We start from the raw sequence: 14,192 nt of genomic DNA, 5'->3' as shown, positions 1-14,192 counted from the left end.
CTCTTCTAAAGGGAGGAGGGCCTTTTTTAAACAAATTTAAAAATGGAACTGCACGACATAAAAAGAGTTTATCTCATAGGCATAGGCGGCATCGGTATGAGCGGCCTGGCACGCTATTTCCATCATTTGGGTTGTATTGTTTGCGGATATGATAAAACGTCGACTGATTTAACCAACCAGTTGCACAATGAGGGGATCCAGGTTGTTTTTGAAGATCATGCGGATTACATTCCCATGAGCTTCCAGAAACCATGCAGCGATACGCTTATTATTTATACGCCTGCTGTACCAAAGGATTCGCACATATTAAACTATTTTAAAAATCAGGGCTTTGAGTTGTTCAAGCGTTCGCAGGTTTTAGGCTTGATCAGCAAGAGTTCATTTACTATTGCTGTGGCCGGTACACATGGCAAAACTACCACCTCAACCATGGTAGCGCACTTGCTTAAAGCATCGGGTAATGATTGCTCTGCATTTTTGGGTGGTATTTCATCAAATTACCAAACCAATGTGCTGTATGGCAAAAACAACGTAATGGTGGTTGAGGCCGATGAGTATGATCGCTCGTTCCTTACCCTGTATCCGGATGTTGCTATCATTACCTCAATGGATGCCGATCATTTGGATATCTATGGTGATCACGCGCATCTAACCGAATCGTTTAAGCTGTTCGCTTCGCAGATAAAACCGGGAGGTACACTGGTGCATAAAAATGGTTTGCCTTTGGATGGTGGTTACACCTACGCTTTTGAAGATGAAACTGCCGATGCACACGCTTCAAACGTGAGGATAATTGACGGTGATTTTTACTTTGATTATAACAGCGCGGCGGTAAATATCACCGATATAAAAATGGGCATAGCAGGCACTCATAATGTGGAGAACGCCGTAGCTGCCATTGAAGCGGTACTGAAACTGGATATATCACCGGAAAACATTAAAGCAGCATTGGCATCCTTCAGAGGGGTTAAACGCAGGTTTGAATACATAGTTAAAGCGCCAGAGCATATCTACATTGATGATTATGCGCATCATCCCGAAGAATTGAGGGCTTGTATATCATCAATAAAAAGATTATACCCGGCTAAGAAGTTAACGGCCATATTTCAGCCTCATTTATTTACCCGCACCCGCGATTTTGCCGATGGCTTTGCCGAAGTGCTTGACATGGTTGATGAACTGATATTACTGGAAATTTATCCGGCGCGCGAATTGCCGATAGAAGGTGTTAACTCGCAGATGCTGCTTAACCGCATGCAACTGCAAAACAAGAGCATATTAAGTAAAGAGGCCGCGGTAGCCGCAGTAGCTGCCGAAAAGCCCGAATTATTATTAACGGTAGGTGCCGGTGATATTGACACGCTGGTGCAGCCATTAAAACAAGTATTAAGTAATGAATAAAAAACTCATTTGGAAGCGCCTGTTGATTGGTTGCGCCTGGGTAATAAGCCTGGGTGGCCTTGTGGTGCTCATGAGTTTTATTGAAGCAAAAAAAGCGGGTGTAAAGTGTACCGCGGTAAACGTGAGCATCCCCGGCGGGCAATATTTTATTGACAAGCAGGAGGTTGATCATATTATTGAAGTTACCAGTCACTCATTGGTAGGCAGGCCTATCGAAAATATCAATATCCAGGAACTGGAGGATAAATTGAAAGCAAACCCGTTTATTGAGTTTGCCAAAGTTTATACTGAAATGGACGGTGTATTGAGGGTTGAGGTAAGCCAGCGCCAACCGATATTGCGGATCATGAACCATTATGATATGGATTTTTATGTAGATCAAAACGGCTTAAAGATTCCGTTATCATCAAACTTTACCGCGAGGGTATTGGTAGCTAATGGTTTTATCGAAGAGCTGTTTACCAACCGGGTTGATTCGTTACATACGCGCCTGGCTAAAGATTTGTTTAAAACGGCTGATTATATCCGTAAGGATTCGCTTTGGGATGCACAGATAGCGCAGATGTATGTAAACAACGAGCGTGAGATTGAGCTGATTCCGAGGGTAGGTAACCAAAGGATCCTGATCGGCAACGCGGATTCGCTTAACGTAAAGTTGAACAACCTGCAGGCTTTTTACAAGCAGGTGCTGCCAAAGGTGGGCTGGGATACTTATAAAGTGATCAATGTAAAATATACCAACCAGGTTATTGGTATAAAAAATGAAAATATAAAAGCAGATTCAATTAAGGCAGCTAAAACTGCCAAACAGGATTCGCTTAGGACGAAAAGGGATACATCTCAAATTAAATTGTAATATGGACAAAAGCTCAACTCAGGAAAAAAGTTCGCCAATTGTAGTAGGATTGGATATCGGGACTACCAAGATATGTGCCATTGTTGGGCGCAGGAGCAAGAACGGGAAGATTGAGGTTTTAGGGATTGGCAAGGCCGAATCTGCGGGTGTGACGCGCGGCGTGGTTTCAAATATAGATAAAACAGTACAAGGCATTCATCAGGCGGTGGAGGTGGCGGGCTCGCAATCAAATGTAGAAATCAGGGTAGTGAACGTGGGAATTGCCGGTCAGCACATTAAAAGTTTACAGCACCGTGGTTTAATAACCCGTCGCGATCTGCAATCAGAGATCGGTCGTAAGGATATTGATAAGCTGATAGAAGATATGTATAACCTGGTGATGCCTCCTGGCGAGGAGATCATCCACGTATTACCGCAGGAGTTTACTGTGGATAATGAGCCCGGTATTAAAGATCCGATAGGTATGGCTGGCGTTCGGCTTGAGGCTAACTTCCATATCATATCTGGTCAGGTTACGGCCATCAAAAACATCGTAAAATGTGTTAACAAGGCCAGCCTGGAGAGCCAGGAACTGATCCTTGAGCCGCTGGCATCTTCAGAATCTGTTTTGAGCGAAGAGGAAAAAGAAGCCGGCGTGGTTTTGGTTGATATCGGTGGCGGTACTACCGACGTAGCTATTTTCCATGAAGGTATCATTCGCCATACAGCTGTTATCCCTTTCGGCGGCAATAGTGTAACTGAGGATATCCGCGAAGGCTGTTCAGTAATGCGCAACATTGCCGAGCAACTGAAAGTAAGGTTTGGATCTGCCCTGGCCGATGAGAACAAGGAAAATGAGATTGTATGTGTGCCAGGTTTGCGTGGCCGTGAGCCAAAAGAAATTTCGGTGAAAAACCTGGCTTATGTAATTCAAGCCCGTATGGAAGAGATCGTGGAGCATGTTTACTACGAGATCAAATCATCAGGCTACGAGAAAAAGCTGATTGCTGGTATCGTGATAACAGGCGGCGGTGCACAGTTGAAACACTTGCGTCAACTGGTTGAGTTTGTAACCGGTTTAGATTGCCGCGTAGGTTACCCTACCGAGCATCTGGCCAAAAACGAAGTGCTGCCAAAAGGTACATACGAAGAATTGCAAAGCCCAACTTTTGCTACTGGTATTGGTTTGTTAATAAAAGGTATCCAGAAAATGGAATACATGAATGAAGCAATCCCTGCCGAAGTGAAAACGGCTAAGCCAAAATACGATGCGAAAAGTAAAGAAGGTGGTTTGTTAGACAGGCTGCTGAAAAAAAGTATAACATTTATTAAGGATGACATTAAGGATGAGGACTTTCTGAAATAATATTTATTCACAAGGGTTAAACTTATTCACATTGCTCACAAATGTGGATAAACCTTGTTGAAAAAGTGTTATTATTACGATGGTAAAATCTAATGTTGGGTTGAATTACATATAGCTGAAAACGAAGATTATGCATTTTGAAATGTTAAAAGAAAAATCGTCAATCATCAAGGTAATTGGTGTTGGCGGTGGTGGTGGTAACGCGGTAAACCATATGTACAGGCAAGGAATTACCGGTGTTGATTTTATAATATGCAACACTGATGCCCAGGCATTGGAGCTGAGCCCTATACCTAACAAGGTGCAATTGGGTGCCAGTTTAACCGAGGGCATGGGTGCAGGCTCAATACCCGAAGTTGGTAAAAATTCGGCTATTGAAAATATCGACGATATTAAACAGATGTTGGGCGTTAATACCAAAATGCTGTTTATCACAGCTGGTATGGGCGGTGGCACAGGTACAGGCGCAAGCCCTATCATTGCCAAGGCTGCGCGCGAAATGGATATATTGACGGTGGGTATCATAACCACACCTTTCTCTTTTGAAGGTAAACGCCGTAAAATGCAGGCCGATGCAGGTTTGGAAGAACTGCGCAAGTATGTCGATTCGTTCCTCGTTATTTCGAACGACAGGCTTCGTCAGATCTTTGGTAACCTTACCATGAGCTCTGCATTTGCACAGGCTGATAATATATTGACTACGGCTGCTAAAGGCATTGCAGAGATCATTACCTTGCCGGGTTATATAAACGTGGACTTTAAGGATGTGCGCACGGTAATGAAGGATAGCGGTGTATCAATCATGGGCAGCTTTAGCGCCGATGGGGAAAACCGTGCTCTTAAAGCCGTTGAAGGCGCGTTGGCATCGCCGTTGTTGAAAGATAATGAAATTGAAGGCGCAAGATATATTTTGCTGAACATCAGCTCGGGCCTTAAAGAGGTTACCATGGATGAGATCAGCGTAATTACTGATTATATCCAGGAAGAAGCCGGCTTAGCTGCCGACCTCATCTGGGGTAACTGTATCGACGAAAACCTGGGCGAGCAATTATCAGTAACTATCATTGCTACCGGTTTCCAAACCAAAGATGAGCGCGAAAAGGAAAATAGCAACAAGAAAATAGTTTCAATGCTGGTTCCTGAAGAGCCTCAGCAGGCAAGGCCGGTTAACGAGTTTATTAAACCAGTTAAGGTTGATGCTCCTGCCGAGCCTTATGCTAAAGCACCTAAAGAAGATGCAAAGCAAGCTGGGTTGTTTGATATGTTTGCCGGCAGTCGCCAGGAAGAACCTGCTGTTGTAAGGCATAGCCTAATGAATGAAGAGCCAGAGGTTGATAACGAGCCAGATACTGCCGGGTTTACTTTTAAAATGAGTGAACCGGTTAGCTACGAGCAGCCTGTAAGGGAACAGCCACGTATGCCCGAGCCTGAGCCGGAGCCAACTCCTGCACCGCAACCGGTTGGCGCCGATGATAATAAAACCAACGAATCGATAGAAGAGCAGTTAAAAAAATCGCGCGAGCGTATTATGAGGCTGAAAGACCTGAGCATGAAACTGCGTACAGGTAATATCCAGGAATTGGAAAATGTACCGGCTTACAAACGTAAAGAGATAGCATTGCAGGATACGCCTGCATCTGACGAAAGCCAGATCTCACGTTTTTCCCTGATGCAGGATAGCGAAGGTAACGTAGAGATAAGGAATAACAATTCATACCTTCACGGAAACGCGGACTAAGAGAGTCAGGACTTTTAGAATCAAGAGACAAGATAAAATAGAAAAACCACAATAATTGAATGGGAGGTCAACAAAAGAATTAAATCTGAAAGTTGATCTCCCTTTTTGTTATTATAGTAAATAAAAAATGTCATTTCGATAGAGCAAGGGGGGGCAGAGGGCGTTGGGGCGAAAGAGAAATCTTGTATGCTATGCAGTGGCGCGTTGTATGTAGTAATTGCAGGGCGTATAAGATTTCTCCTCACCTGATCACACAGGCCATCACTCTTTTCGTCGAAATGACAGCCGTTTTATATTTAGGCCAAAGAATATTTCTTCTCTTGATTCTTCCCTCTTGGTTTCTTGTTTCTCTTCCGTAGGTTATAAGCTATTCTAAAAAGTTATAGCTATTGTTTAAAGGTGTTTTAACGGCTATATTTGCAACTAAATTTATAAAAACAATTCATTTTGGATTTATTTGATAAAATAACAAAAAGCTTGGGTGGGCCGATAGGTCAGCATCAAAAGTGGTCGCATGGTTATTTTTCTTTTCCTAAGCTGGAAGGTGAGATAGGCCCGCACATGGAGTTTAAGGGAAAAGAGCATTTAGTTTGGAGTCTTAATAATTACCTTGGCTTGGCTAATCATCCCGAAGTAAGGCAGGCTGATGCGCAAGCCGCTGCCGATTACGGTATGGCTTACCCTATGGGTGCAAGGATGATGTCGGGGAACTCAATTCATCACGAAGAGCTGGAGAACAACCTCGCTGCTTTTGTTGGCAAGCAATCGGCCTTTTTGCTAAATTACGGTTACCAGGGAATGGTGTCTATAATTGATGCACTAGTTGACCGGAATGACGTTATTGTTTACGATGCCGAATCGCACGCCTGTATCATTGATGGCGTACGTTTACATATGGGTAAACGCTTTGTTTACCAGCACAACGATATTGAAAGCTGCGAAAAACAGCTTGAACGTGCAACTCGCCTAACCGAACAAACCGGCGGCGGTATCCTGTTAATTACCGAAGGTGTTTTTGGTATGTCGGGTGCGCAAGGCAAACTTAAAGCAGTTGCCGATCTTAAAAAGAAATTTAACTTCCGTTTACTGGTTGATGACGCACACGGTTTTGGTACCATGGGTAAAACCGGTGCGGGTACGCATGAAGAGCAGCATTGTATGGACGAGGTGGATGTGTACTTTGCCACCTTTGCCAAATCAATGGCGGGTATTGGCGCTTTTGTAGCTGCCGATCAGGATATTATCCACTACCTGCGCTACAACATGCGTTCGCAAACTTTTGCCAAGGCGTTGCCAATGCCTATGGTATTAGGTTTGAAAAAACGCTTTGAAATGTTAAAGACTCAACCAGAACTTCGCGAGAAATTATGGTTGATTGCAAATACCTTGCAAGCAGGTTTAAAAGAACGTGGCTTTGATCTGGGTGCTTCAAACACGATGGTTACCCCGGTATTTCTAAAGGGTGATCTTTTTGAGGCCACAGCCCTAACCCGAGACTTGCGCGAGAACTATGGTATCTTTTGCTCGATAGTAGTGTACCCGGTTATCCCTAAAGGCTTAATTGTACTAAGGCTGATCCCAACAGCGGCTCATAGTTTGGAGGATGTACAACGTACCCTTGATGCGTACAGCGCTATCGGTGAAAAATTAAAGGCCGGTTATTACAAAGAAAATAAATTAGAGATTGCTTAAACGCATTTGATAATACTTAGAAGCCTCGGAGAGATCCGAGGCTTTTTTGTTTTTTTGCATTTGATGTAGAGGCATCACATGCATCTCCAGTTTGAAATGCCGCTATGGTGAATAAATGGGGAGGAGCTTTTGCCCTTTGGGCAGACGTATGTGATGCGTCTCTACGTTGAAGATTGCTACCCCTTAAAAATCCTTGATAAAACGTTTCTAAATTATTTTAGCAAGCTTTTTTGTTTAACAAAAACCCTTTTCTATTTTTACGCCTACCATATCAAAACCATGAAATTAACCAGACGACATTTTATAAAAATTAACAGCGTTGCAGCTGCCGGTATCGGTTTAGGTGTAACTCCTGTATTTGCTTCGGCTGTGGCTCCTGCCTTTGAAAGCCAGCGCCCAAAACTGGCCGACCGTAAGTTCACCAGCAAGGCTGTTGAAGCCATCATTAAAAAGGTTAAGGCCGACATCAAAGACCCTGAAGTTGCCTGGCTTTTTGAAAACTGCTATCCAAACACTTTAGATACTACCGTAAACTATTCTGAAAAAGATGGTAAGCCTGATACCTTCGTAATCACGGGCGATATCAACGCTATGTGGATGCGTGATTCATCGGCACAGGTTTGGCCGTATCTACCACTTATTAAAAATGACCCGGCATTAAAAAAATTAATCCAGGGTGTATTGAGCCGCCAGGCTAAGTGCGTGATCATTGACCCGTATGCAAATGCCTTTAACGAGGGCCCAACCGGCAGCGAATGGGACAGCGATCGCACTACCATGAAACCCGAATTGCACGAACGCAAATGGGAAATAGATTCACTTTGCTACCCTGTAAGGCTGGCTTACAATTATTGGAAAATAAGTGGCGACAGCAGCTTCTTTGACGATAACTGGCAAAAGGCAGGTAAGATCATCCTCGCTACTTTTAAAGAGCAGCAACGTAAGGATGGTAAAGGCCCGTACTTCTTCCAACGTAAAACCGAAACACAAAGTGATACCGCACCAAACAGAGGCTATGGGAATCCCGTTAAACCCGTTGGTTTGATCTGCTCTATCTTCCGTCCGTCGGATGATGCAACCATTTATCCATTCCTGATCCCGTCAAACTATTTCGCGGTAGCAAGCTTAAATCAGATGGCCGAAATGTACAGCACTATAGGCCATGATAGTGCCACCGCTGATGCCTGCAAAGCATTAGCAAATGAGGTTCAGGCAGCGCTTAAGCAATACGCTGTGGGTAATCACCCGCAATTTGGCCAGGTTATTCCGTTTGAAGTTGATGGTTATGGAAATCAACTTTTCATGGATGACTCGAACGTTCCGAGTCTGTTGGCCCTGCCTTATCTTGATTCTGTAAAAGTTGATGACCCGCTGTACCAAAGCACCCGTAAGTTTGTGTTGAGCGATAGTAATCCTTACTATTTTAAAGGCACAGCTGCCGAAGGCATTGGTGGTCCGCACGTGGGTATAGGTTATATTTGGCCAATGGCAATCATTATGCGCGGTATTACATCAACCGATAAAGCAGAGATTGTACAGTGTATCAAATGGCTGAAAAGCACACATGCAGGCACCGGTTTCATGCACGAATCCTTTAATAAAGACGATGCAAAGGACTTTACCCGCAAATGGTTTGCCTGGGCTAACACTTTATTTGGCGAATTGATACTAAAAGTGCACGAACACTATCCTGACATACTGCAGCAGACTTTTTAAACCTGCTGAATATATTAATACTTAATAGTATTTAAATACTGTGTTTAGATTGTATAGTTGGCTGTAAATATTATTTATGGTAGTTTATGTTTCGTATTTTAATTATTAATAAAACTTATTTTAAAGTATAGGTTTGGTTTAAACTTTTTAATAAAAAATAAACGGGCGCTAATAAACTTAAAGAGCTTAAAATGTGGAAAAAAACCACTATTAAGGCCGTATTTTTTGGCTTTAAAAGTTTTTAATTAACAAAAAACATTTTAGCTTAGCTTTAATTAAAACAATAAACCTCAAAATTTAAAAGGAGTAATTAAATGAAAAAATTTACTGAAGTAAAAGAGCTTGTAGCAGCTTTAGAGGCCGACGCCGACAAATTCTACAATAAAGGAAACAGCGCTGCCGGTACACGTGTACGTAAAGGTATGCAGGATCTAAAAAACCTGGCACAGGCAATCCGCCTTGAAGTTCAGGAGGCGAAGAATAAAGAGGCTTAGTAAGATTTTTATCATCTTATTCCAATAAAAAACCCGGTCCATTGACCGGGTTTTTTATTTTATGGAAAGCTTCGACATGTGGCTAAAAAAGCACTCCAGGGAATATAAAAAACGTCATTGCCAGGTACGAAGCAATGGCAAACTTTACAGGGCATACCTGCTAATAGGGGATTGCTTCGTACATAGCAATGACGCTTGTAGAGGATTCTTGTATTTTATGCTTTTACTGCTACCGGAGCCAGCTTTTTAAGCTCAACGGCAATAGCATCTGCAGTTTTTTCGCTTACCTGTACCAATGGTAGCCGTACTGTATCGCCGCAGATGCCTAATTGTTTTAGGGCAGTTTTAACACCTGCAGGGCTACCTTCGGCAAACATTAATCGGGTAAACTCAATCAGGTTAAAATGTGCTTCGTGCGCGCCTTTATAATCATTATTCAGCAAAAGCCTAACCATGTCAGATAATTGACGCGGCAAAGCATTACCAATAACAGATATCGCACCAACCCCGCCTAAAGCCATCATGGGCAAAGTAACCGGATCATCGCCTGATATAAACAGGAAATCCTCGGGTTTGTCGCGCATCAACTGGTTAAACAGGTCGAAATTGCCCGATGCTTCTTTGATGCCGATTATGTTTTTAAACTCCTTTGCCAGGCGTACAGTTGTTTCGGCGCTGATGGTACTGCCTGTACGGCTTGGTACGTTATACAGGATTATAGGTAGTTTAGTATTTTGTGCTATAGCCCTGTAGTGCTGATAAATGCCCTCCTGGGTAGGTTTGTTATAATGCGGGCTTGCTGAAAGTATAGCATCATAGCCTTCTGTATCAAACGATTTTATTTGCTCAACAACTTCATGAGTATTATTACCGCCAATACCCGCCACCAGGCCAACGCGCTTATTTACCACTTCGGCTGTGAAAGCCCAAACCTGCTTTCGCTCAGCCTCGCTCAATGTGGCACTTTCGCCGGTTGTACCTAACGACACCAGGTATTCCACCCCGCCATCAATCAAATGTTCAATCAGGTTTCTCAACCCGTTGTAGTCAATTTGACCATCCGCATGAAAAGGGGTTACCATAGCTACCCCTGTTCCGTAAAATATATCCATGATTAAAATTAAAAGGATGCTAATATAGTGATTAGTGATTGTAGATTAAGAGTTTATTAGAGGTTTATTTTTTGAAAAAGTGCCTTGGTTGCGTTTAAAGTTAGATTTTGAGTAATTGAAGTATCTAATTTGAATAGATTGGAGCCTCTCTTTAAATACTCGGCTAAGGCAAAAGTTGCCGTGGGGACACGGCAACGAGGATATATGTATTTTCTTCTTTTGGCGCAAGTGTTGCGCGCTTGATTGTGCGTGGCTCACTTGTGACTTTTTAAGACAATAATATTTTCAAATCCGAAATCGAACATGCCAGATCCGAAATCAATAATGGCGTTGCCTGCGGCCCAGGCTTTCCGCGCATACTGCGCGGGCCTTAGCCACATGGCCGGTATCCGCTGCAATCCTTAACGCTGTCTGAATAAGAATTTGCAGGATTTAAGAATTAACAGAATTGGAAATCCTATAAATCCCCGAATCTGTTTAATCCCGGTTCAGACTCAAATAACCCCAAACAACGATCCGCCTTTTTCGCCCAATTTGTCCACTGTTTTTTCAACCTCAGGTACCCGTTCAAGCACAGGGGCATGATGGGGTTTTATCCTGGCATCAATAATCATTGGGCCTTTACAACCCCAGTGTTTGTGTTCTGTAAAGCTGCCCACACCGTAAATATCATGCGATGGGTTGCTGCGGGTAAAGGTTACCCAGACGAAATTGTTGACGGTTTGTGCGGCGAAACGGGCATCATCGCAAAGTACCATTAAGGGCAAGCCGGTAAGGTCTTCATCCTGCAGGCTGTATTCTATAATGCTGATAATATTATCTATGTCCTTGTGATTTACATGTTTGGGCACTTCAACCATGAGCACACCAGGCATGGCCATTTTGTAAGCACTGATAGGGCGGGGGAGACTAAACCAATCGGGCAGCTCAGCCCACAGTTCACGCTTGATTTCGCCGGCTACGGTAACAGCTAATTTACTACCCGAGTTTAAGCCTTCGCCGCTATAGTCAAGTGTATCGATGGTTGTATTGGTATAAAAATGCAGGTCGCGGGTAAGATCTATCCTTTGCAGAATATGCTTCAGGAAACCACCAATATCGTTTACATTAAGTTTTGGGTCATCTTCCTGCGCGGCAATGAATAGGTATTTAGCAAGACTTAGCTGGCCTTTGCCCAATATGTGATTGGCGATAGTAACTATCTCCTGTGGTTTGCGCTCTTTAAGATAGGGGGTATAACGCTCGCTGCCAATGGCAAAAAGGAGGGGATGTACACCTGCCGCGTCAACAGCGTTAACTGCATGCAAGCCCGGAATTTCTTTAGGAATAGCCGAACCTGTAATTTCGTGGATCAGTGCCCCAAAACTGGTATCCTCCTGCGGCGGGCGACCAACCACAGTAAACGACCATACAGCATCTTTACGGTGATAAACGTTATGTACTTTCATCAGCGGGAAAGGATGTACCAAACTGTAATAGCCCAAATGATCGCCAAATGGTCCTTCAGGTTTATTTTCGTGCGGCATAACTGTGCCAGTGATCACAAAATCAGCATCAGCCGAAATACAGAAACCTTCGGCATCATAAAAGTATCGGAAGCGACGGTTCCCTAATGCGCCTGCAAAAGTCATTTCTGATAAGCCTTCGGGCAGGGGCATTACGGCAGCTACCGGATGTGCCGGTGGCCCGCCTACAAAAATGCTAACTTTTAAGGGTTGCCCTTTGGCATTGGCTTTGGTTTGATGCACACCAATACCCCGGTGTATCTGGTAATGTAAACCAATTTCCTGGTTTGGGATGTAATCATTACCAGCCAGCTGAATGCGGTACATACCCAGGTTGGCGTTCATGATGCCGGGTTTATCCACATCTTCGGTATATACCTGTGGCATGGTAACAAATGGGCCGCCATCCATAGGCCAGTTAACAATTTGCGGGATATCGCTGATGTTGCATTTGCCAAATTTAATAGGCGCGCCTGCACCGCTTTTCATAGGCAATGCCGAGAGCGCCGTTAAGCCAACACCTGCATATTTAAAAGGATTTTTTATAGCCTTTATGGGATCGTTTTTAATATCGACCAGAACCTTGATCTTTTCGAGCGTGTCCCTGAATATGAATTTCGACCTGTCGAGTGTACCAAACAGGTTAGATACTGCGGGGAATTTACTGCCTTTTACATTCTCAAATAATATAGCGGGCCCCTCATTTTCAAATACACGTAAATGTATTGCAGCCATTTGCAGATAGGGATCAACCTGTTCTTTGATACGAACCAAGTGACCATTTTTTTCGAGATCGGTAATGCAGGCTTGTAAACTTGAGTAACCCATAGGGCGAAATTAAGAAATTAGTTCATTGGGAGGATTCATTTCATTGTCATCAGGATATTTTCAATAGTTGTATTACAAAACTACCATTAACATAAGCAATGATTTGTCGGCTCCCTTACCTAATGATAAAATCCTTACTTTAGCCAGTAAATATCAATTACCCTATGTCGGTAACAGTACTAACACTTATTATACTTGTTGGGTCATATTTGGCGGGCTTGCTGGGCTCGTTAACCGGGTTGGGTGGCGGGGTTGTTATTATTCCGCTGCTCACTATTTTACTTGGGGTGGATATTCAATACGCCATCGGGGCTTCGCTGATCTCGGTTATTGCTACATCATCAGGTTCTGCCGCAGCGTACGTTAAAGAAGGAATCACCAATATCAGGCTGGGGATGTTCCTGGAGATTGCCACAACGGCTGGCGCCATGGTTGGCGCACTGATAGCGGTTTATATCCCGACTAATTTTATAGCAGTTTTATTCGGAGTGATCCTGATCCTTTCGGCAGTAATGTCGTTACGGAAAAAATCGCAGCAAATCCATCAGCAAAAAAGTGTACTAGCCGAAAAGCTAAAATTAAACGGCAGTTTCCCCGGCCCAACAGGGGAGGTAACCTATTCGGTAAGGAACGTAGGCGGTGGATTTTTCATGATGCTTTTTGCAGGCGTAATATCAGGCTTGCTGGGCATAGGTTCGGGAGCGCTGAAGGTTTTGGCGATGGATGGCATTATGCGCATCCCTTTTAAGGTATCAACTACTACCAGTAACTTTATGATAGGGGTTACGGCAGCCGCAAGTGCAGTAGTTTACCTGCAACGGGGGTACATTGATCCGGGGCTTTCGATGCCGGTAGCTATAGGGGTTTTATTAGGTGCCTTAAGCGGATCAAAAATATTGGTACATACCTCTTCATCGGGATGGCTACGCGTGGTTTTTGCCGTGGTGGTTACTTTTTTGGCATCGCAAATGATATATAAAGGAATTACAGGAACTATATAGTTCACTGGTTCATTAGTTCAATCGTTCATTGGTCTTTTCTGAAGTATAGAATGACAGATTTAATGAATGCTTTTTGAACTAAGCCACCAATGAACTAATGAACAATTGAGCTAATGAACAAATTCAAAGATACCGATATGCAAGCCGTAATAGGCTGGATACTGCGCACGGGAGTGCTGGTATCAATGAGCGTTATTTTTATTGGTGGGGTTATTTACCTGTACAGACATGGACAAACCCACGTTGATTATAGCAAATTTGTTGGTGTGCCCGATTTTGTGAGTAATCCGGGTGGTATTATACAGGGGATATTTACCTTACGCGGCAGGGCCATTATTCAGGCCGGGATAATTTTGCTGATAGCTACGCCGGTTATCAGGGTGGTGTTTTCGGCTATTGGCTTTGTTATGGAAAAAGATTACCTGTACACAGCCATTACTGTACTTGTACTGCTTATCATTTTAACCAGTATGATAAGCGGTCACGCGGGCTGATATTTTAAAA

At 43.5% G+C, this 14,192-nt stretch carries 11 protein-coding genes; 9 read left to right on the top strand and 2 right to left on the bottom strand.

From position 1 onward, the window contains the following. The first annotated feature begins 42 nt into the window (after positions 1 to 42). The 7 genes from murC (at position 43) to J3L18_RS19205 (ending at position 9,242) form a co-directional block, all read left to right on the top strand. Complete coding sequence (murC, locus tag J3L18_RS19235) at positions 43 to 1,401, top strand: UDP-N-acetylmuramate--L-alanine ligase (RefSeq protein WP_129570004.1); 1,359 nt, start codon at positions 43 to 45, stop codon at positions 1,399 to 1,401. After that, positions 1,394 to 2,257: a cell division protein FtsQ/DivIB gene (locus J3L18_RS19230; protein ID WP_176844556.1), complete on the top strand. Its 864-nt coding sequence runs from the start codon at positions 1,394 to 1,396 to the stop codon at positions 2,255 to 2,257. Before murC ends, J3L18_RS19230 begins: the two co-directional genes overlap by 8 nt. Before the next feature lies 1 nt (position 2,258). Further along, entirely contained in the window at positions 2,259 to 3,602 is a 1,344-nt protein-coding gene (gene ftsA, locus J3L18_RS19225) for a cell division protein FtsA (protein ID WP_090529889.1), read from the top strand. A gap of 130 nt (positions 3,603 to 3,732) precedes the next feature. Further along, positions 3,733 to 5,340 (top strand): cell division protein FtsZ, encoded by a 1,608-nt coding sequence (gene ftsZ / locus J3L18_RS19220; protein WP_090529886.1) that lies wholly within the window; start codon positions 3,733 to 3,735, stop codon positions 5,338 to 5,340. A 447-nt stretch (positions 5,341 to 5,787) separates the two neighbouring features. Beyond that, positions 5,788 to 7,032, top strand: a complete 1,245-nt coding sequence (locus tag J3L18_RS19215; protein WP_129570005.1) for an aminotransferase class I/II-fold pyridoxal phosphate-dependent enzyme — start codon at positions 5,788 to 5,790, stop codon at positions 7,030 to 7,032. 279 nt (positions 7,033 to 7,311) lie between these two features. Continuing rightward, positions 7,312 to 8,748: a glycoside hydrolase family 125 protein gene (locus J3L18_RS19210; RefSeq protein WP_129570006.1), complete on the top strand. Its 1,437-nt coding sequence runs from the start codon at positions 7,312 to 7,314 to the stop codon at positions 8,746 to 8,748. A gap of 314 nt (positions 8,749 to 9,062) precedes the next feature. Beyond that, complete coding sequence (locus J3L18_RS19205; protein ID WP_090529881.1) at positions 9,063 to 9,242, top strand: BF3379 family histone-like protein; 180 nt, start codon at positions 9,063 to 9,065, stop codon at positions 9,240 to 9,242. A 215-nt stretch (positions 9,243 to 9,457) separates the two neighbouring features. Here the strand turns inward: J3L18_RS19205 and dapA are convergent, their stop codons facing one another. Then, the gene (dapA, locus tag J3L18_RS19200; protein WP_129570007.1) at positions 9,458 to 10,354 is read right to left on the bottom strand and encodes a 4-hydroxy-tetrahydrodipicolinate synthase; all 897 of its coding nucleotides are present in this window, start codon (positions 10,352 to 10,354) and stop codon (positions 9,458 to 9,460) included. A 494-nt stretch (positions 10,355 to 10,848) separates the two neighbouring features. After that, on the bottom strand, positions 10,849 to 12,687 hold the full coding sequence (locus tag J3L18_RS19195; RefSeq protein WP_129570008.1) for a UbiD family decarboxylase: 1,839 nt from the start codon (positions 12,685 to 12,687) through the stop codon (positions 10,849 to 10,851). Between the two features lie 164 nt (positions 12,688 to 12,851). Here J3L18_RS19195 and J3L18_RS19190 point away from each other — a divergent pair, with 164 nt between their 5' ends. After that, positions 12,852 to 13,688 (top strand): sulfite exporter TauE/SafE family protein, encoded by an 837-nt coding sequence (locus tag J3L18_RS19190; protein ID WP_091173826.1) that lies wholly within the window; start codon positions 12,852 to 12,854, stop codon positions 13,686 to 13,688. Positions 13,689 to 13,801: 113 nt separating this feature from the next. Continuing rightward, positions 13,802 to 14,182 (top strand): DUF1634 domain-containing protein, encoded by a 381-nt coding sequence (locus J3L18_RS19185; protein ID WP_091173822.1) that lies wholly within the window; start codon positions 13,802 to 13,804, stop codon positions 14,180 to 14,182. Positions 14,183 to 14,192: the final 10 nt, after the last annotated feature.

The organism is Mucilaginibacter gossypii, from assembly GCF_017569325.2.
Taxonomy (GTDB): Bacteria; Bacteroidota; Bacteroidia; order Sphingobacteriales; family Sphingobacteriaceae; genus Mucilaginibacter; species Mucilaginibacter gossypii.
This window is presented reverse-complemented; position numbering and strand designations above follow the sequence as displayed.